The 21,392-nt window shown below is 42.7% G+C and carries 21 protein-coding genes; 6 read left to right on the forward strand and 15 right to left on the reverse strand.

Annotation, left to right across the window (positions count from 1 at the left end):
* Positions 1–32: 32 nt before the first annotated feature.
* A complete protein-coding gene (locus K6V21_RS25215; protein WP_224320289.1) occupies positions 33–2,543 on the forward strand; it encodes a glycoside hydrolase family 9 protein in 2,511 nt (836 codons plus the stop codon).
* Positions 2,544–2,740: 197 nt separating this feature from the next.
* Here the strand turns inward: K6V21_RS25215 and K6V21_RS25220 are convergent, their stop codons facing one another.
* The 4 genes from K6V21_RS25220 to K6V21_RS25235 form a co-directional block, all read right to left on the reverse strand.
* The gene (locus K6V21_RS25220; RefSeq protein WP_007217363.1) at positions 2,741–3,760 is read right to left on the reverse strand and encodes a threonine aldolase family protein; all 1,020 of its coding nucleotides are present in this window, start codon (positions 3,758–3,760) and stop codon (positions 2,741–2,743) included.
* A 158-nt stretch (positions 3,761–3,918) separates the two neighbouring features.
* Positions 3,919–4,137, reverse strand: a complete 219-nt coding sequence (locus K6V21_RS25225; protein ID WP_007214862.1) for a winged helix-turn-helix domain-containing protein — start codon at positions 4,135–4,137, stop codon at positions 3,919–3,921.
* A 265-nt stretch (positions 4,138–4,402) separates the two neighbouring features.
* Complete coding sequence (gene groL / locus K6V21_RS25230) at positions 4,403–6,040, reverse strand: chaperonin GroEL (RefSeq protein ID WP_007664493.1); 1,638 nt, start codon at positions 6,038–6,040, stop codon at positions 4,403–4,405.
* 38 nt (positions 6,041–6,078) lie between these two features.
* Positions 6,079–6,351 carry a co-chaperone GroES gene (locus K6V21_RS25235; RefSeq protein WP_005679636.1) on the reverse strand — a complete coding sequence of 91 codons (273 nt, stop codon included), beginning with the start codon at positions 6,349–6,351 and terminating at the stop codon, positions 6,079–6,081.
* Positions 6,352–6,576: 225 nt separating this feature from the next.
* Between K6V21_RS25235 and K6V21_RS25240 the strand changes: the two genes are divergently transcribed.
* Positions 6,577–7,428: a bile acid:sodium symporter family protein gene (locus K6V21_RS25240; protein ID WP_217715361.1), complete on the forward strand. Its 852-nt coding sequence runs from the start codon at positions 6,577–6,579 to the stop codon at positions 7,426–7,428.
* A 143-nt stretch (positions 7,429–7,571) separates the two neighbouring features.
* Here the strand turns inward: K6V21_RS25240 and K6V21_RS25245 are convergent, their stop codons facing one another.
* Together K6V21_RS25245 and hisS are read right to left on the reverse strand one after the other, a co-directional pair.
* Positions 7,572–7,739 carry a hypothetical protein gene (locus K6V21_RS25245; RefSeq protein ID WP_007214867.1) on the reverse strand — a complete coding sequence of 56 codons (168 nt, stop codon included), beginning with the start codon at positions 7,737–7,739 and terminating at the stop codon, positions 7,572–7,574.
* Between the two features lie 77 nt (positions 7,740–7,816).
* A complete protein-coding gene (gene hisS, locus K6V21_RS25250) occupies positions 7,817–9,181 on the reverse strand; it encodes a histidine--tRNA ligase (RefSeq protein WP_217715360.1) in 1,365 nt (454 codons plus the stop codon).
* A gap of 493 nt (positions 9,182–9,674) precedes the next feature.
* On the opposite strand from hisS, the gene K6V21_RS25255 reads away from it, so the two are divergent.
* Positions 9,675–10,043, forward strand: coding sequence for an MmcQ/YjbR family DNA-binding protein (locus K6V21_RS25255; protein WP_217715359.1), 369 nt, complete (start codon positions 9,675–9,677; stop codon positions 10,041–10,043).
* 9 nt (positions 10,044–10,052) lie between these two features.
* Here the strand turns inward: K6V21_RS25255 and K6V21_RS25260 are convergent, their stop codons facing one another.
* The 6 genes from K6V21_RS25260 to K6V21_RS25285 all read right to left on the reverse strand — a co-directional run bounded on the left by K6V21_RS25260 (position 10,053) and on the right by K6V21_RS25285 (position 15,795).
* A complete protein-coding gene (locus tag K6V21_RS25260) occupies positions 10,053–11,384 on the reverse strand; it encodes an MATE family efflux transporter (protein WP_224322095.1) in 1,332 nt (443 codons plus the stop codon).
* 208 nt (positions 11,385–11,592) lie between these two features.
* Positions 11,593–11,868 carry a putative quinol monooxygenase gene (locus K6V21_RS25265; RefSeq protein ID WP_044263411.1) on the reverse strand — a complete coding sequence of 92 codons (276 nt, stop codon included), beginning with the start codon at positions 11,866–11,868 and terminating at the stop codon, positions 11,593–11,595.
* Positions 11,869–11,925: 57 nt separating this feature from the next.
* Entirely contained in the window at positions 11,926–12,303 is a 378-nt protein-coding gene (locus K6V21_RS25270) for a VOC family protein (RefSeq protein ID WP_044263412.1), read from the reverse strand.
* Between the two features lie 118 nt (positions 12,304–12,421).
* On the reverse strand, positions 12,422–13,225 hold the full coding sequence (locus tag K6V21_RS25275) for a helix-turn-helix domain-containing protein (protein ID WP_217715356.1): 804 nt from the start codon (positions 13,223–13,225) through the stop codon (positions 12,422–12,424).
* 94 nt (positions 13,226–13,319) lie between these two features.
* A complete protein-coding gene (locus tag K6V21_RS25280) occupies positions 13,320–14,828 on the reverse strand; it encodes a DUF1186 domain-containing protein (protein WP_224320290.1) in 1,509 nt (502 codons plus the stop codon).
* Positions 14,829–15,090: 262 nt separating this feature from the next.
* The gene (locus K6V21_RS25285) at positions 15,091–15,795 is read right to left on the reverse strand and encodes a TIGR02757 family protein (protein WP_224320291.1); all 705 of its coding nucleotides are present in this window, start codon (positions 15,793–15,795) and stop codon (positions 15,091–15,093) included.
* A gap of 186 nt (positions 15,796–15,981) precedes the next feature.
* Here K6V21_RS25285 and K6V21_RS25290 point away from each other — a divergent pair, with 186 nt between their 5' ends.
* On the forward strand, positions 15,982–16,842 hold the full coding sequence (locus K6V21_RS25290) for a GyrI-like domain-containing protein (protein WP_224320292.1): 861 nt from the start codon (positions 15,982–15,984) through the stop codon (positions 16,840–16,842).
* Between the two features lie 51 nt (positions 16,843–16,893).
* Here the strand turns inward: K6V21_RS25290 and K6V21_RS25295 are convergent, their stop codons facing one another.
* The gene (locus K6V21_RS25295; RefSeq protein WP_081743629.1) at positions 16,894–17,358 is read right to left on the reverse strand and encodes a GNAT family N-acetyltransferase; all 465 of its coding nucleotides are present in this window, start codon (positions 17,356–17,358) and stop codon (positions 16,894–16,896) included.
* A 130-nt stretch (positions 17,359–17,488) separates the two neighbouring features.
* Between K6V21_RS25295 and K6V21_RS25300 the strand changes: the two genes are divergently transcribed.
* Positions 17,489–17,911 (forward strand): DUF2867 domain-containing protein, encoded by a 423-nt coding sequence (locus K6V21_RS25300; RefSeq protein WP_044263415.1) that lies wholly within the window; start codon positions 17,489–17,491, stop codon positions 17,909–17,911.
* Here K6V21_RS25300 and K6V21_RS25305 read toward each other — a convergent pair.
* The gene (locus K6V21_RS25305) at positions 17,904–18,758 is read right to left on the reverse strand and encodes a DUF6845 domain-containing protein (protein ID WP_217715352.1); all 855 of its coding nucleotides are present in this window, start codon (positions 18,756–18,758) and stop codon (positions 17,904–17,906) included. The two genes, K6V21_RS25300 and K6V21_RS25305, sit on opposite strands and share 8 nt — an antisense overlap.
* Positions 18,759–18,898: 140 nt before the next feature.
* Entirely contained in the window at positions 18,899–19,945 is a 1,047-nt protein-coding gene (locus tag K6V21_RS25310; RefSeq protein ID WP_224320293.1) for an N-acetylmuramoyl-L-alanine amidase, read from the reverse strand.
* Between the two features lie 101 nt (positions 19,946–20,046).
* Between K6V21_RS25310 and K6V21_RS25315 the strand changes: the two genes are divergently transcribed.
* The gene (locus K6V21_RS25315; RefSeq protein WP_224320294.1) at positions 20,047–21,327 is read left to right on the forward strand and encodes an O-acetylhomoserine aminocarboxypropyltransferase/cysteine synthase family protein; all 1,281 of its coding nucleotides are present in this window, start codon (positions 20,047–20,049) and stop codon (positions 21,325–21,327) included.
* Positions 21,328–21,392 lie beyond the last annotated feature (65 nt).

Consider the following 21,392-nt stretch of genomic DNA (forward strand, 5'->3'; position numbering starts at 1 on the left):
GATTTCCCCCAACCTTAATATATTGACTTATTATGAAAAGTAACCATTGGCTACTTACGGTAGCACTCACCTTCATCGTCCTGCAAGTAAAAGCAGATGCATGGATACGTATTAACCAACTTGGCTACTTGCCGCAAGCTGTAAAAGTGGCAGTGTTCATGAGCGAAGAACCGGCTGACATACAAGAGTATGCACTGGTAGACGCTTTCACCGGACAAACTGTCCGCACCTTCACCTCCACCAAAGCAACCGGAAAGATGGGCCTCATGAAAAGTACCTATCGTCTGAATTTCAGCGACTTCAATCAGCCGGGAACTTACTACCTGAAAGCAGGCAAAGCTGTTTCTCCCAATTTCCCCATCAACAACCACGTGTACAACGGCACCGCCGACTTCCTGCTGAACTACATGCGCCAGCAGCGTTGCGGCTACAACCCTTTCCTGAAAGACAGTTGCCATGTGCACGACGGCTATATCCTGTATCACCCCACCAAGACAGGACAGCACATCGACGTCCGCGGTGGCTGGCACGATGCCACCGACTATCTGCAATACACCACTACTTCCGCAAATACCATCTACCAGATGATGTTTGCCTATCAGGAAAACCCGGAAGCTTTCGGTGACTTCTACGATGCAGCCGGACTGCCAGGCGCCAACGGTATCCCCGACATCGTAGACGAAATAAAGTGGGGTCTCGACTGGCTGAACCGCATGAACCCGGCCCCCGGCGAATTGTACAACCAGATTGCTGACGACCGCGACCATGCCGGTATGCGTCTGCCCAACAAAGACGAGGTGGATTACGGTTACGGTCCGGGCAAGGGACGCCCCGTTTATTTCTGTAGCGGCGAGCCTCAGGTGCGCGGTCAGTTCATGAACGCAACCACGGGTGTAGCCAGCACAGCAGGCAAGTTTGCTTCCTGCTTCGCTCTCGGTGCCCGTCTTCTGAAAGATTTCTATCCTGAATTTGCTGCCGAAATCGGTGCAAAGGCCGATGCTGCCTATCAGGAAGGCGTAAAGAAACCGGGTGCTTGCCAGACGGCATCTGTCAAATCTCCCTATATCTACGAAGAAGATAACTGGGTGGATGATATGGAACTCGGTGCTATGGAACTTTTCAAAAGCACCGGAGACTTGAAATATCTGGAACAAGCCGTTGAATACGGACGCCGCGAACCCGTTACCCCGTGGATGGGCGCCGACAGTGCACGCCATTATCAATGGTATCCGTTTATGAACATGGGGCACTATCACCTGGCAACCGTAAACAATGACCGTCTCAGTAAAGAATTTATCCGCAATATGCGTGCAGGCATCGTTCGTACTTACGAAAAAGCTGTCGAAAGCCCCTTTATGCACGGTATCCCCTATACTTGGTGTTCAAACAATCTGACTACTGCCATGCTGACGCAATGCCGTCTATATCGTGAAACAACAGGTGACGACAGTTACAAGGAAATGGAAGCCGCCATGCTCGACTGGCTATTCGGTTGTAACCCCTGGGGCACCAGTATGATTGTGGAACTTCCTCTTTACGGAGATTATCCCTCCCAACCGCACTCTTCCCTACTCAATGCAGGTGTAGGCAATACCACAGGTGGCGTAGTGGACGGTCCCGTTTACCGTACCATCTTCGAAAGCCTGCGTGGAGTAAATATGACGGGTATTCCCGGCACTCCCGGTCAGGATTACGAACGTTTCCAGCCCGACCTGATGGTTTATCATGATGCCATCCACGATTACTCCACGAATGAACCGACCATGGACGGAACTGCTTGTCTCACTTATTATCTCTCTGCCATGCAGAAAGAGGGTATGAAGCAAGCAGGCATCCAGAGCGACAAGAATGTATACGTGAACGGAGGTATCATCCGTACCGACCCGTCAAAGAAACAAATAACCCTCGTTTTCACTGCCGCTGATAAAGCCGACGGCGCAGATGCTATCATCAGTACGCTGAAAAAGCATGGCATCAAAGGCGGTTTCTTCTTCACCGGTGAATTTTATGAGCTGTATCCTGATGTGGTAAAGCGCCTGCGTGCAGAAGGTCATCTGGTAGGCAGTCACAGTTACGGACATTTATTGTATATGCCGTGGGAAAACCGTGACTCACTGTTAGTGACTCGCGAGGAGTTTGAACAGGATATGCTGAAAAGTTACGAAGGTCTGCTCAAAGCAGGCATCGAGTATAAAGACGCTCCTGTCTATATCCCGCCCTACGAATATTATAATAAGGAAATTGCCGCATGGGCAAAGAATATGGGTATACAACTTATCAATTATACACCCGGCACGATGAGCAATGCGGACTATACCACTCCAGACATGGGTGCCAAATACCGTAGCAGTAAGTTCATCTATGACAAAATCATGGAGGTAGAGAAAAAAGAAGGATTAAACGGACACCTGATGTTGATACACTTCGGTACAGACGACCGCCGTACAGATAAGTTCTACAATGGTTATCTGGACAAAATGATTAAAACGCTGAAACGGAAAGGTTATACTTTCGTACCTGTCCTTGAAGCAACAGGAATATAGTTCATACCCATAGTTATTATAAAAAGGTTAGTTAAAGGTTATCATGCAAAGGTATTTAAGGTAATATTCAATCGGTTTGTTTTCAGTAGACTTTTTCCCACCCCCAAGGGAAAAAGTCGCAAACCAAAGCTCCATGCCTGCGAAGGTCCGGAGCTTTTTCTATTGTCAGATTTAAATAAATGCGTGATAACGAAGAATCAGAAACTATCCTTCACTGCCTGCAACAAAGACAGAATATCTTCTTCTGTCGTATCAAAAGAGGTCACAAAACGAATTTCATTTTCAGCTTCATTCCAGAAATAAAAGAAATAAGACTTCATCAATCTATCAATAACCGGACGAGGCATAGTCAGGAACAACTGATTACTCTCCATCTTTTGTGTGAATTGTACATCCGGCAATGTTTGCAACCCTTCATATAGTTTACGTGCCATCGCATTGGCATGTGCAGCATTCTTTTTCCACAAATCATCTGTAAGATACGCTGTGAACTGACAAGAAAGGTAACGCAATTTAGAAGCTAACTGAGCCGATTGTTTCCGTACATAGAGCGCTTCCTTTTTCAGGTCCGGATTGAAGATTATTACACTTTCACCTAACATCAATCCATTCTTCGTTCCACCGAAACTAAGAATATCAATGCCACAATCCACTGTCAGTTCCTTGAAACTGAGATTCAACGCAACACAAGCATTCGCTAAACGTGCCCCATCCATATGCACATACATACCATATTCATGCGCCAGGGTAGTCAGCGCTTTCAATTCTTCCGGAGTATAGACAGTACCTAATTCCGAACATTGAGAAATATAAATAGCACCCGGTTGAGAATGATGCTGTTCCCCGAAGTTCTTCAGATAAGGACGTATCAACTCCGGCGTCAGTTTACCATCCGGCGTTGCAATAGGACGTATCTGGCATCCTGTCATACGGGCAGGTGCACCACATTCATCTACGTAAATATGTGCAGTCTCCGCACAAAGAATTAAATTATAAGGGCGGGTAGCCAACTGCAAAGCTACTGCATTACTTCCTGTTCCATTGAAGACAAACAGTGGCTCACAATCAGGCGAAAATGTCTCTTTGATTTTGCGAACGGCTTCCTTAGTCCAAGGATCGTCACCGTAGCCAACTGCGTGATTTTGGTTTGCCCGGTTCAGCGCCTCCATCACCAATGGATGTACACCGGAATTGTTGTCTGAAGCAAAACTTCTCATAGTTATATTGATTTTATCGATAAATAGTTATAGCGTATAAATAATCCTTTAGCTCTAAAGGATATGCAAAGGAACGAAATAATTCGTTAGTAGAAAAAAAGAAGCGTGGATTTTACAATCCACGCTTTCGTTTAGGTTTTCAATCGGTTTTTTCGTTCTTACCCGATATAAACATTCACGCCCAAAAAAATGTAGAGCTCTCCGTCCTCCTGGTGCAATACGATCTTGTCTTCACAAGCTAACCATCCCAGGGCCGCTCCCAGTTCTTTGTCCTTCAGCCCGGACTTTCTCTTCAAAGTCCCATAGTCCCACTTGGCATAATTGCTAAGCAACCTCCAAATTTTGCCTGCGTTCAGGCCGATGTCGCTTTTGTTCATCTCTTTTCGTCATTAAAAAGGTTAAATAATTGATTGGTGATTTGTTTAGGTTATCCTATTATCAGCCTAAAGGTATCACTTTTTATTTATAAAACATAAAAAACGAACAAAAGATATTCTTTTTAATCAAAATTGTAACAGTTTCGTAATAATATACAGGTAATATAAGAAAAAACAGGCCAAAAAAGAGAAAAAAAGACCACAGCACCTTCAGAGAGATGCTGTGGTCATTTATTATAATTATGAATTCAGGGAAAAACGGGTATTACATCATTCCACCCATACCGCCCATGCCGGGAGCACCCATTGGCATTTCAGGTTTGTCTTCCTTCTTCTCAACGATTACACATTCAGTAGTCAGGAACATACCTGCAATAGAGGCAGCGTTTTCCAAAGCTACGCGAGCTACTTTTGCAGGATCAACTACACCGGCAGCATGCAGATTTTCATATACATCAGTACGAGCATTGTAACCGTAGTCACCTTTACCTTCGCGTACTTTCTGTACAACTACAGCACCTTCTTTACCTGCATTGGCAACAATCTGACGCAACGGCTCTTCAATAGCACGTTTAATAATGTCAACACCTGTAGTCTCATCAATGTTATCACCTTTGAAACCTTCCAATGCATCGAGTGCACGGATGTAAGCTACACCACCACCCGGTACGATACCTTCTTCAATAGCAGCACGTGTTGCACGTAAAGCATCGTCTACACGATCTTTCTTCTCCTTCATTTCAACTTCAGAAGCAGCACCTACGTAAAGAACAGCAACACCACCAGACAATTTAGCCAGACGTTCTTGCAATTTTTCTTTGTCATAATCAGATTTAGTAGCAGCAATCTGAGCTTTGATCTGTTCGCAACGTTCCTTGATATTTTGTTTGTCACCGGCACCGTTTACGATGGTAGTGTTATCTTTAGAAACTGTGATCTTATCAGCAGTACCCAACATTTCGATGGTAGCTTGTTCCAGTTTCAGACCCTTTTCCTCGCTGATCACTACACCACCAGTCAATACGGCGATATCTTCCAGCATTTCTTTACGACGGTCACCGAAGCCCGGAGCTTTCACAGCACAAATCTTCAACTGAGAACGCAGACGGTTTACAACCAACGTAGTCAAAGCTTCACTGTCCACATCTTCTGCGATTACCAACAGAGGACGTCCGGTTTGTACAGCAGGTTCCAAGATAGGCAAGAAATCTTTCAGGTTAGAAATCTTCTTGTCGTAGATCAGGATGTATGGTTTTTCCATTTCGCACTCCATCTTCTCCGTATTAGTAACGAAGTAAGCGGAAAGATAACCACGATCGAACTGCATACCTTCTACCACACCAATAGTAGTATCAGTACCCTTAGCTTCTTCGATAGTAATTACACCGTCTTTAGAAACCTTACGCATAGCATCAGCGATCAACTTACCGATAACCGGATCATTGTTGGCAGATACAGAAGCAACCTGTTCAATCTTATCGTAGTTGTCACCTACTTTTTCAGCTTGTGACTTAATTGAATCAACCACTTTGGCAACAGCCTTGTCAATACCACGTTTGATATCCATAGGACTTGCACCGGCAGTTACGTTCTTCAAACCTTCAGCAACAATAGCCTGTGCCAATACAGTAGCAGTAGTAGTACCGTCACCGGCATCGTCACCAGTCTTGGAAGCTACTTCTTTCACCAACTGTGCACCCGTATTCTGGTATGCATCAGACAGTTCCACTTCCTTAGCTACAGTTACACCGTCTTTCGTGATGTGAGGAGCACCGAATTTCTTTTCGATAATCACATTACGACCTTTAGGGCCGAGAGTTACTTTCACTGCATTTGCCAGTGTATCGATACCTTTTTTCAATTGGTCGCGGGCATCGATATTGAATAATATTTCTTTTGCCATAATGATATTTACAATTTAAATATTTTATAATTACTATATTAACCTAACACAGCGAGTACGTCACTTTGACGCATAATCAGATATTTAGTGCCTTCAACTTCCAGTTCAGTACCGGCATACTTGCCATACAAAACAGTGTCGCCCACCTTCAATACCATCTCTTCATCTTTCGTACCGTGACCAACTGCCACAACTTCACCTTTCAAAGGTTTTTCTTTTGCTGTATCCGGAATAATGATACCGCCAATTGTTTTCTCTTCTGCAGGTGCAGGGAGTATCAGCACTCTGTCTGCCAATGGTTTAATGTTCATAGTTCTTTTGTTTTTTATATGTTATACATTTATTATAGTAATGTCTTGTCTCGTTATTAGTGAGACGCAGAACAAATTGCGAAAATCGTGCCAAACGGTAAAGCGAAATTTCTGTCAGTATAAAAACTGACAAATTGGCATCTCAGCATAACTTTTTCATGCAAGCATGAAAATTATGCTTTCGATTTGCATTATCTTTGCACCCTCAAAAAACGTTTTTAGAACATGAATGCAGTCTGGATTGTTTTGCCTATTCTCACATTATTAATGTTTGAGTTGGGACTAACACTTGAAATTAAAGATTTTAAATTATTTCGTCAACGTCCCTATCCTGTTTTTGCAGGATTGATAGGGCAGATAGTCCTTTTACCAATATTGGCTTTTGCATTGGGTTATCTATTTCATTTGGAACCTCTGTTCTTTATCGGACTTGTGCTCATTGCTTGTTCTCCGGGTGGGAGTTCTTCCAATATATTCTCTATGATAGCCAAAGGTGATGTCGCACTTTCCGTATCACTGACTGCACTCAGCAGTATTATTACTTTGTTTACTATTCCTGTCATTATGGAGTTTGCCACGCAAATTGCAGGAGACAATAGTGGAATAACTATACATTTACCTATCGGCAGCCTCATTATCCAGAATCTACTGCTCATGTTACTTCCTATTGCAATAGGCGTTTTAACCAAACACTTTTGTCCTAAAGCAGCCGAACGGATACACAAAGTATTATCTAAGATAGCCTTCCCTGCCTTGATTTTATTAGCTACTGTTTTCTTCATACAACATCACGAAACGATAGCTGCACAGATCGGCCGATTAGGCTTGTGCATCACACTAATGATATTATTGGCTATGGGTGGAGGATATTTAATCTCCCGGTCAATGAAATTGAACAGGAAAGAACAGCGTACGCTTATCATTGAAATAGGTATGCAAAATGCAGCCCAAAGTATTGCTATTGCAAGTAGCCCGTTTATTTTCAATAATGACATAATTGCCATACCGGCTATAATTTATGCACTGATGATGAATATAATTCTATTAGTATATGTGGGAATAGTGAAGCGGAAATAACACCGTAGCCAGTCATGGTACCCCAAAATCCCCCATACAAGAAGTTAAGACTTTGCATACAAGAAGTTAACTTCTTGTCAACAGGGAGTTAAGTTCTTGTCAACAAGCTGTTGACGACTGATAAATAACAAGACTAAGACAGTTTAGTCAATATCCAAGTCTGTATCACAACTCAATTCAGTCGAATATCCCTGCCAGAAGCTCTTGGTAGAATGTACTAAAGCACTCCCCATCAAGAAAAGGAATATTACGGCTATTAATGTCATCACCATACCAATGGCTGCGTAATACTTCGGTTCTAAAACATCCATAATAGTTATCTTTGTTAGGTTAGTACTACAAAGATAACCAAGATGGATTACAAAGAGCTTACTCTTTTATGAAGTTTTTATTTCTTTAAAGTTTGTATCAATTCTTCGGCCGAAACCAGAGTCTGTTCACCAGTCTCCATATTCTTGAGTGTCACCTTATTTTCGTTCATTTCATTCTCTCCTACAAGAGCTACAAACGGAATATTTTTGGCATTGGCATAGCCCATCTGTTTCTTCATTTTAGATGAATCCGGGAAGATTTCCGCACGAATACCTTCTGCACGTACTTTGGCAAGTACATTCAAGGAAAAAGCTGCTTCTTTCTCACCAAAGTTGATAAATAGAAGTTGTGTACCGTTTACAGCTTCTTTAGGATAAAGATCAAGCTGGTTCAGCACATCAAAGATACGATCCGCACCAAAGGAGATGCCTACACCGGAAACTCCTGCCATACCGAATACACCGGTAAGATTATCATAGCGACCACCGCCTGTAATACTACCGATTTGTACATCCAATGCTTTCACTTCAAAAATGGCACCGGTATAGTAATTCAACCCACGGGCAAGTGTCAAATCAAGTTCCAATTCATTCTTCAGACCGAAAGCCGATAGAGTTTTCAAGATAAATTCGCTTTCTTCCACTCCTTTCTGACCTGTTTCACTTCCGGAAAGTACTTCTTTCAGGGTAGCCAGTTTCTCCTCGTTGGTGCCGCTCAGTAGAATGATAGGTTGTAATTTGGCAATAGCCTCATCGCTGATACCTTTTTCTTTCAACTCGGCATTCACATTGTCCAGACCGATTTTATCCAGTTTATCAATAGCCACAGTAATATCCACAATCTTATCAGCCTCACCGATAATCTCCGCAATGCCCGTTAAAATCTTACGGTTATTGATCTTGATGCAAACACGGATACCAAAGCGAGTAAATACAGTATCGACAATCTGCATTAATTCCACCTCGTTCAGTAAAGAATCACTACCTACCACATCAGCATCACATTGATAGAACTCACGATAACGGCCTTTTTGCGGACGATCGGCACGCCACACAGGTTGTATCTGATAGCGTTTGAAAGGGAAAGTTATTTCATCACGGTGCATCACCACGTAGCGGGCAAATGGCACTGTGAGATCATAACGCAAACCTTTTTCACAGAATTTACTTGCGAGTTTGGTTGCATTACGGCTCAACAATTCCTCATCGGTTAGTCCGGAGAAATAATCACCTGAATTCTGTATTTTAAACAGAAGTTTATCACCTTCTTCACCATATTTCCCCATCAGTGTGGAAAGCATTTCCATTGCAGGCGTTTCAATCTGTTGGAAACCATAAAGATGATATACATCGCGAATGGTATTGAATATATAGTTACGCTTCGCCATTTCTACCGGCGAAAAGTCACGGGTTCCTTTAGGAATACTGGGTTTTGCTGCCATAATTGTTTCAATTACTATTAAAATCGGAGGGCAAAGTTACAGGTTTTTATCGAGATAAGAAAAGAGATAAGCCGGTTTTATGCAAAACAACAATTAAGCTTGTAATACACTCAAGTGTTTACATTTGATTAAAACATTCATTTCTACCGGACAAAACATTCGAGCTATTAAAATTCCCGCATGCTGACTATAGAATAAGATTTCGAGTTCTTTTTATGGAACTTTTACATGCGCTTATGAAAAGAAATCGTATTTTTGAGACGAAATTACCAGATTTAAAAGAAGGATTATATGAATTCAGTTATCAGGGAAGTCAGGCAGTGTTTACAAGACAATATAGATGAAAAAGTGTTGAAAACTTCGGGACATTTCTTCAATTTGTGAGTTGAAGGAATGGGCGACATCCGAAAACCGCTGGATGAAGCGTGGTGAGGTATGCTATTGAGAAAATGCCACAGGAATTGAGGAAAGAAGCTATGAAAAAGGAGTAAGTATGAATATTGAAGAATACCGGGAATATTGTTTAAGTATCAAGGGAGTAACAGAGAGTTTCCCCTTTGACGAGCATACACTTGTCTATAAAATCATGGATAAGATGTTTACCTTTGCTCCGTTGAATCCTAAAGAGGGGCGTTTTTGGGCGGATACAAAATGCGACACTACCAAATCAACGGAACTGATGGAGCAGTATAGCGGCATTTCATTCGGTCCCTACTCCGATAAGAAATACTGGATTACCATCTATCTGGAAAGTGATGTGCCGGACAGTCTTATAAAGGAATTAATCAATCATTCCATAGAGGAGGTGGTTAAGAAACTGCCAAAGAAGAAGCAGGAAGAATATTATGCCGCATTAAGATAATGTAAAAGATCAGATACGTTTATTCCAATCCCGATTCTTCAAATAGAAATAGGAAAGAAGCAACAACATGCCTCCATAAATATACTCGCTAGTCCAGGCTACTGCCACATCTACCTTGAAGTACATAACCATGATGACGACATAAACGACATAAACAGCAATCGTCATCAACATGATTCTCATGGACTGGTTCGTGTTTCCTGTTCCTGAAACCGCATTGAACAGGACTAAGCCGGGGGCCGAAAGGAAATATCCCACCAACATGACGTAAGTGGTCGGCAAAGCTGCCTGCACCAGTTCCTCATTGTTCGTATAAATCTGCAACAGGGCAGTTGGAAATAAGGCGGACAGCAGCAAGAACGGGATACCAATCAGATAAGTCAGCTTTATCGCCCGCCTGCATGCAAGCCGGATTTCACTTTTATCTTTGCCACTTCCCAAGAGATTGCTGACCATAGAACTGGCCGTATCGGCAAATGCAAAAATCACCATAAAGAAGCAGGTGTTGATGCTGCGCATGATATTGGCTATCGCCAAAGAACGCTCACCCAAATGCTCTATCGCGATGAAAAACAGAAACCATTGCGATGGAAATAGTATGGATTGGAGCATCGTCCAACAAGAAATACTCCAAATCCGTTTGAACTCCGACAGCCGGAAAGCGAACCGCTGAAACAAGGCATATTTCTTTTTGTCCACCTTCAACCAGGTATATACTACGTAAAACAGCAAAGACACCAATTCCGCCAGTGATGAACCAATAGCTGCCCCCGCAATGCCTAGTGCCGGAAAACCGAACTTTCCGAATATAAGAATATAATTGAAAACAACGTTACTGAGCACCATCACAACAGAGTTAAGCGTCAGCGTGCGTGTTTCAGTAATACCGATGTAGAAAGCGCGAAACAGAATAGCGATAAAAGAGAAGAAAAGCCCGTATCTTCTCCATTCCAGATAAGAAGCTGCGGCAGCATAAACCTGGTCGGAAGAAATCAGTCGGCCGAGAATATGCGTTGTGATATAGTCGCACAAGAAAAACATGATAGTGGCCAATGCCAACAGGAAAAAGGCACCTTGCATGAATATTCCGCCAATTTCATCATACTTCTGTTCACCATTTCTACGCGCTATCAGTATCTGAACCCCAATGCTAAATCCAAACCCAAGCATATAAATAGCCATATAGAGCACACCCGCCAGCGCAGATGCTCCCAACTCCACTTCGCCTACATGACCTAAGAATGCCGTATCCGTAACATTTATCATGTGTTCCATCAGCAAGCTGATGAGAATGGGATACGCAATTAACCAGATTTGCTTATAGCTGAAATTCATATATATAAGAGCGGATTACCGCCTGTCTTTTCCCGTTATTTTGCCACCGTAGTGGCAAGTTATTGCCATCGTATTGGCAAGGCTTTGCCATAGGCATGGCAGGACTTTGCCATCGCATTGGCACAAGCGTGCCAAGCCTATGGCAATATCTTGGCACACTTATGGCAAAAAGTTCAGAGGATATCCCCCTTGTGGAGCATATCCTCTGTTGATATCAGAAATCAAACTTTTCGAGCTTCATGGAAGCCAATCCCTGTATTTTGGGAACCAACGTCACAAAATGTTCCGCTTTCTCATGGGCGGACAATGATTCTGCATCCTGCCATGTTTCGCAAATCATCAGGACATCATTACGGGTAGCGCTTTCAAAAACATCATAGGCAATGCAGCCTTTGTCCTTCAAAGAAGATGCCACCAACTCTTTTGCAGCTTCCAACACCGCAGCACGGTTACTTTCGTTTACTTGAATAAAAACATTCAGTCTAATCATATTTGTAGAATTTTAAAAGTACGCTGCAAATGTAAACAGAAAAGTCGGAACTCTGATTCACTTGTCTGCATAAATACCGATGCGGTTGCCTTCCGAATCGGCAAATACTGCAAAATAGCCTTTGCCATCGGCTTCTATCTTCGTACAGGGAATGAGCACTTTCCCACCCTTCTGCACCACACGTTCAAGGGTAGTCGCTATATTATCCGTATTGAAATGGATAAGTACACCCTTCTCAGAAGGCTGAAAATCGGGCAGGAGGTCAAAAGATTGTGAGATGGCTCCTACAGTCTCACCGTCTTCGGTGAAGCATGCCATCTTCTCCTGTTCACATTCAAAGACCGGAAGTTTCATGTTCAGTACGGTTTCATAAAAATCTACAGCCCGACGGAAGTCTGTAGCGGGAATCTCAAAAAATGCAATCAACTTTTTCATTTTGGTTTCTTTTTAGGGTTATTACTATGCCTTTGCAAAGACATTGCAAAAGTAGGGCAAGCCGGGAAACCTCCATAGAAGAAAACGGACATCTTTAGAGAGAAGAAAAAAAGTGTTTTTAGAGAGTGGAGAAATAATCGGAAACGGGAGCGCATACGGACAGGTATTCCACAGGGGTGTAACCGGAGAAGAGTTTAAACTCCTTAATCATGTGCGACTGGTCGGAGAAGCCACATTCATAAGCCACTTGCGCGAAAGGTAAACCGGGGTTTTGTTGCAGGACGTACAAGGCACGCTGCATACGCACGATGCGAAGAAATTCTTTTGGGGTAGTACCGATATAATCGGTAAAGACACGGCTGAACTGCTTGGTGCTGAGACAAGCTACATCGGAAAGTTGCAAAGTGTTTATCTGCGGATGAAGATTGATTTCGTCCAGAACTGTTGATAACCGTTTCAGGTTATATTCAGAACCGGAAGCCAGACGGCGGAAAAAGAATTGTTCAATCAGCCGGATGCACCGGTCGTTATCCGGAGTATCTGTTATCCGGCAGGATAAATCGAAAAGCTCCCTGTCTTCCACTTCGTCCGTGGAAACATTCTGCCCGTTGAAAAGATGCAAGGGAATTTGCAGAAAGACTTTTGCCGCATAGGGCTGAAAGACGACCGTTATCATTTCTATAATTCCTGTCGACACAACATCGGAGAAACCGAAAGTTTGTCCGCTAATAAAGGATTGCGGCTGCAACTGCGAATCTTGCAGGCACATCAAGCGCTTGCCTTTATGAAACACCAATTGCACACAGCCGACGGGTAGAGTCCGTTCCGATACCGGCATAGCCGCATCATCCCGCAATATCCAGTAATAACGGATATAGGGAGACAATGCAGGAGCTGGTTTTACGATACGGAAAGTTTGCATAGTGCAAATATACGGGATTTGATTATTGCGGCAAAGGTAGGCAAAGGGTTTTAGGGGGAATAGTAAAAATGGGACATTCTTCTGAGAGAATTTATCAGTCTCCCCACCTCTTATGGTATGCCCTATAGCGTTCATAAATATCCAATGAATATTTATCTCCGGATATAAATCCGCTTGAGAAAAATTCGTCTTCTACCTCTGCATAGTTACCGCAGCAGAACCGATCTACCAAGCCGGTAGTATACATGGCTTTTATCTCCGGCAACAATTCCTCAGCCCTGATATCCAGCAAATCACTAACCAACATTCCTGCCAAAGTGCCATCGCAATAGATATTGTCTGCAAGGTTTTTTGTAAAAAAGGTGAGAACCTGACGGAACCATTCAATGACTTCCTCCCTGCGTTCGGGCTGCAAGCGGGCAATGAGTGCCACCGCCGGAGCCACATGGCAACGGGCAAAGGTATATAGTCCCGGCTCCCTCATAAACTCCAGCAGCTGCGGCAAACGATTTTGACCTAATAAATAGAGAGTGGGAACAAATACCTCGTCACCCGTATCTCCGAAATAATAATCAAAGAATTCCTCTCTTTGTCTCAGCAGTTCAAGTATAACTGCCAGACTATCTTCCGCTCTCAATTCTGCCAGAAAGAAGGATGCATGCAGCAAAATATTAGGAGAACGCTCTTCACGACGTTCTTCTGATATTTCGTCACAAGTACAACCTGTTTCAAACAATGCCATTTGTTCCAAATCACGAATCAAGGATTCGCGAGGCAGTGATAATATATCACGGATGGTTGCATCAGGAAGCAGGCAACTGTCATTATTATAAAGCAACGTAATCAGTTGCTTATTCTGAACATCCAGTACTGCGGGATAGGCTAAGTGGACATAAGAATAAGGAGTAATTGGTATCATTTGTTGTTCTTCCGCTATTGTTTGAATCCGGCCCAGTGCTTCCAGTATATCCTTGACAGCATCACTATCCAAGGGGTCTTCATCATAATCTTCATATTCATCATATTCCTCCTCCTCATCATCATCTTCTTCTCTTAACACATACGAAAAATTATCTCCCAGATTCTTCTTCATCAACGGAAGCAACGTGTTGACTTGAAAGCGGCTTGTTGCCACCAAAAAGTGCTTTCCGTCTTTCCCGAATTCATATTCTATAAGAGGTATCTCCTCCGTATCTTCCTCCAGAATATACTGTGTCAACTTAAAAGAAGAATGCGGACTGAGCCCGGCTTCTTCAGCAAAAGCTATAACCCCGTAAACCAGGTTATGCACTTCCTCATAGCTAATCGAGTCCATTTCCAAGAAAGCGCGGCTCTCCTCTAATATCTCTTTATATTCATATTCCGACACATTGAAGTAATATAAGGAATCGGTCAATCCACAACAGAAAGTATCGAACATATAAACGCCCAATGTATAGTTACCATTTTTATGCTGTCGGGCTACAATTACCGTCCCGGAACCAAATTTATCCCAACCATTCGTTATCCAACACTCGGCTATCGGTAGCAAACGCGCCTTTTCCTTGATGTATCGTTCCGGTGATAAAGTCCGTTGTTGTGGTGCCTTTTTTTTCTTTGCCATATTCTTCCGTTCATTAGTAGTTTTATAATATGAGACAAAGATAATTTTAATATCACAGTTTACTGGCTTTTCATCAAATAATATATGTTTCATCACCATAAAACAACTAACTTTGCAAGCTCAAACTTATTATTTAGAAAACAAACGACACTATTATGTAATTATGTGTAAAACAAGCAGCGAACTTAAAAAGCAGATAGAAGAGCTTATTGAAGACCACAAAGAACAGAATCAGGTTCACTATAGTGACAACCACCCGCCACTATTTATTATTCACCCCATACCCAAATAAAGCGAAGTCTCCGAAACACGGATCATCCGGAAAGACTTCCGCCAATGCGGCAGTTATCCTTTGCGCGTTCTTCAAAGAAAAAGTTTCCGTTTCAGTCAGTTCCAGCAAGCAGGCTACGCGACAGACATGCGTATCCAAAGGAATGATTAAATCCCGACAATCAAAACTTTCCCAAATACCGAAATCAACTTCCGATCCTTTCCGTATCATCCAGCGCAGGAACATATTCAGTTTCTTCTGAGGACTTTTGTACGAAACTTCCAGAAACTGGCAAAGCTTCTCCATCGGTTTTCCCGGATATACCAGCAATGCATCTTCCAGACTGTCATAATCCGAATAAGCCGTATGCAAGCGTTCAAAATAAGAATGGAAGTCCGCATACGAAAGCATCCGGTAAAAACTGCGCCGCTCTTCCACAGGAAAATCTTTCTCCCAACGACGCGAAAGTACATATTGATAAGGAGAAGTCCCCATACAATCGTGTAATTCATCGGCCTTCTTCAGAATCTGCTTGCGATTGCCGAAACTCATAATAGCAGTCAACAGACCGCTGATTTCTATATCCTGTTTCTGCTGGTAACGATGCGGGAATTGTACCGGATCATTTTGAATAAAATCCGCACAATGATAGGTCTTTGCCCACTCCTGTAGTTTCTTTTTTATATCTTTGGTCATTTCTTTAAAATCATGGGGAGCTACAAAGATAATGTAAATCGAATGCAGAACTTTCATGCTTGCATTAAAAAGTTATGCTGAGATGCAGCTTATCTTATCCAAAGATATTGAATTTATAGCAACTTTGGACAAGTCCCCTATTCTATTTACCCTTATTTTTGCATCGTGAAATTCAAAAAAGAACTTATGGAACATAACAAGAAGACCACGCGTGAAGAGTATCAGAAATGCGTAAATGCAGTAGTAGATTACATCAACCTCCATCTTGGAGAAGAGATTGATCTGAAATCGTTGGCCAAGATTTCTCATTTCTCTCCGTTCTACTTCCATCGCATCATGAAAGCATTTCTGGGCGAGCCAATCGGGACGTTCATAGTCCGGACACGAACAGAATCTGCCGCCCGCCTGTTGCGTTACTCGGACCTGCCTATAGCAGATATCGCTTATCGCATCGGGTATTCCTCACCATCGTCACTGTCGAAAGTATTCAAGCAGTTCTATGGAATTTCACCTAATGAGTATCGTAACAATAAAAACTTTGTAATTATGAAACCAGCAATTATCAGACCCGATTTAGAGTTAAAGAAAGAAATAAGAGAAGTGCCTGCCAGAAATGTAATTTATATCCGCCTGTTCGGAGACTATAAAATGAATGATTACGGAGGCACATGGATGCGTTTGTTCCAATTTATCAAAGAAGAAAAACTGCCGATGGGTGACATGGCTCCTTATTGCATGTACCACGATGATCCCAAAGTGACGCCTGCCGACAAGTTGCGTACCGATGTTTGCATGGTGATGCCTGTAACCGTAACTCCCAAAGGGGATGTCGGCTTCAAGCAATTGCCTGCCGGACGTTATGCAGTGTTTACCTACAAAGGATCTTATGAGTATCTGCAAAGTGTATACGACACGATTTACGGAAAGTTCATTCCCGAAATGGAATGTACAATGAGAGACGAGTCGAGTGCCGAACGCTATCTGAATGATCCGTGCAATACGAAACCGGAGGATTTGTTGACAGAAATCTTCATTCCGGTAGAATAATCATCTTTAATATATTGTGGGCAAAGACTATTTGCCCGCAATATATAACTATTACTTTATCTCTCTTTTCATCGGCACATACTTCAGTCCATTCGTAATCTGTGGTTCCTGTACCTGCTCAAATCCCAGACTTTTATAGAAAGGCACTGCATACGTAGAGGAATTTACAGTCATTTCAGGCACAGAAGTCTCTTCGATAAAAGCATCGAATAATCTTCTGCCTATGCCCTTCCGGTGATATTCTTTCCGTATGAAAAACAGAGAAATATGTTTCCCTTCATTTTTGCTCCCCATCACACCCACAAGTTTTGCCTCATCAAACGCACCATAAATGACCAAGCTGTTTATTATCGCCTCATCATTGACGAAGCTTTTAAAAGTTTCCAACCCTTGTTCATCAAAATCTTCTTCACCCGTCTGAAGATATATTTCCAGAGAAAGAGACGCGGCTTCTTTATATTCGGATAAGTCTAATCTTCGAACGCTTATCCCCGGGGTTAAAGTCAAAGTATTCATAATAGTTAAGTTACAGTTCGCAACAAAGATATCAATTTTCTGGAAATGATGATTAAGACATTCCCATTATTCCATCCAGAAACACTATCTTTGTACAGGACATTTAACTAACCCAACTTTATTCAAAGATATGGAAAGACTTATCGACAAATATCTTCCGGCAGATTATCATGATACATTCGTTTTGAAATCCAGAAAGCCTGCAGAACAGATAATTCCCAAAGAACTGATCAAAAAAATATTCAACCACTCCCCGGCGTGGCTCAATTTTTTAATGAAAGTCAGGAATATTCTGGTAAAGCCTTTGGGGCTTGAAACCGGAAAAGTGTTGAAAACAGAAGATTGTATAATAGAAGATACGGAAAATGAGGCTATCATGAAGAAAGATGATAAGCACTTATTGTTTTATGTCTCCATTGCCAAGATAGGAAACGACCTGATAGATATAACAACCGTGGTTCAATATCACAATGCATTAGGAAAGGCTTATTTCTTCTTTATTAAGCCTTTCCATAAAATGATTGTGCCACGTGTAGCGAAAGAACTTATATAATGCCTAATCCGTAGCTACTGATCTCCTCAAAGTCCTCATCAGCATATGAGTTCTTCTGACGGGCATCTTGTACTATTTTCAGAAATCCTTCTGTTTTCGACAGGAAATCCTTGAATTTCTCTGATTCTTCCTCATGTCCTTTTACTACCGGCAGTTTCTCTGCCGCATCCAGTTGAAGCCGCAGTTCCATAATCTTTAAATCTAGGCGGGATTTATCTTCAACATGCTTACGGGCATACAAATTGATGATACTCTGCATAGTCGTACTCATGCTTTTCATCGCAATGATTTGCTCTTTCACAGGATTTTCTGCCAGAAGAACCCGCTGAGCATTTAAAGCAATCGGGCTCAATATATCAAATATATTCTGCTTACATTCAGACATTACCACGCTCAATTCATAGTTATCATTCAGCAAATCAGCCATCCCTTCGGTCTTTTTTTCTTTCAAGAGAGACAAGTATTTATTGAAATTAGCATAGAATTGATTTCTCGACTGAAAAAGCTCCGCATAATTCTGTATCAGGTTCTGTCTGACATCTTCACCGAGGTATTCACCCGGCAGCATCACGGCCGCAGAATCTTTCTTCGAAATGATAGGAGACATGATGTATGAGAACATGGGTACTTCCGTTTTTTGCTCCATATAACCCAATACAGCATTTACATCCCTCTCTTTTACCATATTTTTCAACAGAGCCAATGAAGTGTCATAGTATTTCATCACCTGCCCTGCATCTGCTATTTCTTCAGGGGTATAAGTCACTGTTTCTTTCCTGCCGCCTGTACATGAGGCAAGCATCAGGACGCTTACGAATGCGCCCAGAATTAATAAATTCTTTCCCATAACAATTTCGTTTTATAAATAGTTAATTCAGTTAAGCCAGACAGATAGAATGGCGTTGCTGTAATAACAAAAAAATTGCCTTTTGGGTCAGTAAGAGAGAAAAAAAGATAGAAGTAGAGAAACAGAATAAATTTGAGAACTTACTTGCTCTTCTTATAATCAGTGATGAAACCTTCCATCATCCACTTCGCCAATGCCTGACGATTGGAACTCATAACAAACCGGCGCTGGTCGAAAGTATTCTGAATATTGCCCAACTCTACAAACACTCCGGCAGGACTGGAATTGGCCAGCACATACAAATTGCGTGGGCTGACAGTTCCCGAAAAGCCGCGGTTAGGTTGGTGGCGGTCATATTTAGATTCGAAAGTATTCTTCATTGTAGTTGCCAATCGTTTACCATTGACACTTTTGGGAGCATGATAGAAGAATACATCCGTCTGGTGACTCTTACTACGGCTATCCACATGCAAGAAGATGGAACGGCAATACGTATAACTCTTGCGGTCTTTCTGATAGAGCGCATTTATTTTCTCACAGCGCTGGCGAAGGCGGGCAACCTGGTTCAGAGGAATAGGATCACCCATACAAGTTTCACGCTTACTGTTATTAAGGTATTGATCGTCACGGATACCGTCTTTGGCATCCTGAATAATAATATAAACCTTAGCGCCTTCCTCCATCAAATTCCGGGCAAGACGGAGAGCGACATCATAAGCATATTCATCCTCATGCAGTTCCACGCTTCCTATCCTGCCAATAGCACCGGGATCAGGGCCACCATGTCCACTCACCACGTAGAAACACGCACCTTGGAGACGGTTTCCCGTCACTTTAACTTCAGCAAGGCTTTTTCCGAAAAGAGGTTCACGAATTGTTTTGTTGCCGGAACGGGCAGAAGAGTTTGAAGCAGATGAATTGGATGAAGCAGCCGTATTGCCACTCCCCTTTTTCAGAGGTGGAAGCAAATATTTCACTCCCAGCCGCAATTCTTCTTTACCTCGCAATTGTTTCTTATTCAGTTTCAGGAACTCCTGATAGTACGCTTTTCCGGTACGCCCGTTACGTTGTAGAAAACCAGATATTCCCTCACCGCTTTTCGGCGTAGCCCGCTCTTCCTGGGCCAACGCTTCGTAAGAGAATGACATGCAAAAAAGCAAAATAAGAAAGCAAAATAACTGTTTCATTTTCCATTTATTCATCTTGCGGACAAAAATACAATTATTTTCCCTACTTTTGCGTCCACAAATGCGTTAATTGATAAAAAACTATAAAAACAGATAGCATTATGGCAAAGCAATTTAAACCGGAAACCCTCTGCGTACAGGCAGGATGGACTCCCAAGAAGGGCGAGCCCCGTGTACTCCCCATTTATCAAAGTACCACTTTCAAATATGAAACCAGCGAGCAAATGGCACGTCTCTTCGATCTTGAAGAGAGCGGTTATTTCTACACTCGCCTGCAAAACCCTACCAACGATGCTGTTGCCGCGAAGATAGCTGCTCTTGAAGGCGGTGTTGCCGGTATGCTGACGTCCAGCGGACAAGCTGCCAATTTCTATGCTATATTTAATATCTGCCAGGCAGGCGATCACTTCGTTTGTTCGTCCGCTATCTATGGCGGTACATTCAATCTCTTCGGGGTGACTATGAAGAAATTGGGTATCGAAGTTACTTTCGTTAGTCCGGATGCCAGCGAAGAAGAAATCTCCGCAGCTTTCCGCCCGAATACGAAAGCATTGTTTGGTGAAACCATTTCCAACCCGTCACTGGAAGTATTGGATATTGAAAAATTTGCCCGCATTGCCCATAGTCACGGTGTACCTTTGATTGTAGACAACACCTTCCCGACTCCTATCAACTGCCGCCCATTTGAATGGGGTGCTGATATCGTAGTACACTCTACTACCAAATATATGGATGGTCATGCCACCAGCGTAGGTGGTTGTATTGTAGACAGCGGCAAGTTCGACTGGGATGCACACGCTGATAAATTCCCCGGATTGTGCACACCGGATGAGTCATACCACGGACTGACTTATACAAAAGCTTTCGGCAAGATGGCTTATATCACCAAGGCTACTGCCCAGTTGATGCGTGACCTCGGCAGCATCCAGTCTCCGCAGAACTCTTTCCTGCTGAATCTCGGTCTGGAAACTCTGCACCTGCGTATGCCGCAACACTGCAAAAATGCACAAGCAGTTGCCGAATATCTTTCTAAAAATGACAAAGTAGCTTGGGTGAACTATTGTGGCCTTCCCGGCAATAAATACTATGAGTTGGCACAGAAGTATATGCCGAACGGCTCTTGCGGTGTTATCTCCTTCGGATTGAAAGGTGGTCGCGAGGTTTCCATCAAGTTCATGGACTCACTGCAATTGGTTGCTATCGTAACACACGTTGCCGATGCACGTACCTGCGTACTGCACCCTGCCAGCCATACCCATCGTCAGTTATCGGATGAGCAGTTACTGGAAGCCGGAGTGCGTCCCGACCTAATCCGTTTATCGGTAGGTATCGAAAACGTAGACGATATCATCGCAGATATTGAACAGGCTCTGAACGCATAATTTCATAAAGTACCTATAAAACAAATAATATATCCCCGTCTCCGCAACCGGAGTACGGGGATTTT

Origin of the sequence: Bacteroides cellulosilyticus (assembly GCF_020091405.1) — a bacterium.
Taxonomy (GTDB): Bacteria; Bacteroidota; Bacteroidia; order Bacteroidales; family Bacteroidaceae; genus Bacteroides.

What these genes read in the sequence shown, in the direction of transcription:
- K6V21_RS25215 (WP_224320289.1), top strand. Translation starts at nt 33, where the DNA reads ATGAAAAGTAACCATTGGCTACTTACGGTAGCACTCACCTTCATCGTC.
- K6V21_RS25220 (WP_007217363.1), bottom strand. Translation starts at nt 3,760, where the DNA reads ATGAGAAGTTTTGCTTCAGACAACAATTCCGGTGTACATCCATTGGTG.
- K6V21_RS25225 (WP_007214862.1), bottom strand. Translation starts at nt 4,137, where the DNA reads ATGAACAAAAGCGACATCGGCCTGAACGCAGGCAAAATTTGGAGGTTG.
- groL (WP_007664493.1), bottom strand. Translation starts at nt 6,040, where the DNA reads ATGGCAAAAGAAATATTATTCAATATCGATGCCCGCGACCAATTGAAA.
- K6V21_RS25235 (WP_005679636.1), bottom strand. Translation starts at nt 6,351, where the DNA reads ATGAACATTAAACCATTGGCAGACAGAGTGCTGATACTCCCTGCACCT.
- K6V21_RS25240 (WP_217715361.1), top strand. Translation starts at nt 6,577, where the DNA reads ATGAATGCAGTCTGGATTGTTTTGCCTATTCTCACATTATTAATGTTT.
- K6V21_RS25245 (WP_007214867.1), bottom strand. Translation starts at nt 7,739, where the DNA reads ATGGATGTTTTAGAACCGAAGTATTACGCAGCCATTGGTATGGTGATG.
- hisS (WP_217715360.1), bottom strand. Translation starts at nt 9,181, where the DNA reads ATGGCAGCAAAACCCAGTATTCCTAAAGGAACCCGTGACTTTTCGCCG.
- K6V21_RS25255 (WP_217715359.1), top strand. Translation starts at nt 9,675, where the DNA reads ATGAATATTGAAGAATACCGGGAATATTGTTTAAGTATCAAGGGAGTA.
- K6V21_RS25265 (WP_044263411.1), bottom strand. Translation starts at nt 11,868, where the DNA reads ATGATTAGACTGAATGTTTTTATTCAAGTAAACGAAAGTAACCGTGCT.
- K6V21_RS25270 (WP_044263412.1), bottom strand. Translation starts at nt 12,303, where the DNA reads ATGAAAAAGTTGATTGCATTTTTTGAGATTCCCGCTACAGACTTCCGT.
- K6V21_RS25275 (WP_217715356.1), bottom strand. Translation starts at nt 13,225, where the DNA reads ATGCAAACTTTCCGTATCGTAAAACCAGCTCCTGCATTGTCTCCCTAT.
- K6V21_RS25280 (WP_224320290.1), bottom strand. Translation starts at nt 14,828, where the DNA reads ATGGCAAAGAAAAAAAAGGCACCACAACAACGGACTTTATCACCGGAA.
- K6V21_RS25285 (WP_224320291.1), bottom strand. Translation starts at nt 15,795, where the DNA reads ATGACCAAAGATATAAAAAAGAAACTACAGGAGTGGGCAAAGACCTAT.
- K6V21_RS25290 (WP_224320292.1), top strand. Translation starts at nt 15,982, where the DNA reads ATGGAACATAACAAGAAGACCACGCGTGAAGAGTATCAGAAATGCGTA.
- K6V21_RS25295 (WP_081743629.1), bottom strand. Translation starts at nt 17,358, where the DNA reads ATGAATACTTTGACTTTAACCCCGGGGATAAGCGTTCGAAGATTAGAC.
- K6V21_RS25300 (WP_044263415.1), top strand. Translation starts at nt 17,489, where the DNA reads ATGGAAAGACTTATCGACAAATATCTTCCGGCAGATTATCATGATACA.
- K6V21_RS25305 (WP_217715352.1), bottom strand. Translation starts at nt 18,758, where the DNA reads ATGGGAAAGAATTTATTAATTCTGGGCGCATTCGTAAGCGTCCTGATG.
- K6V21_RS25310 (WP_224320293.1), bottom strand. Translation starts at nt 19,945, where the DNA reads ATGAAACAGTTATTTTGCTTTCTTATTTTGCTTTTTTGCATGTCATTC.
- K6V21_RS25315 (WP_224320294.1), top strand. Translation starts at nt 20,047, where the DNA reads ATGGCAAAGCAATTTAAACCGGAAACCCTCTGCGTACAGGCAGGATGG.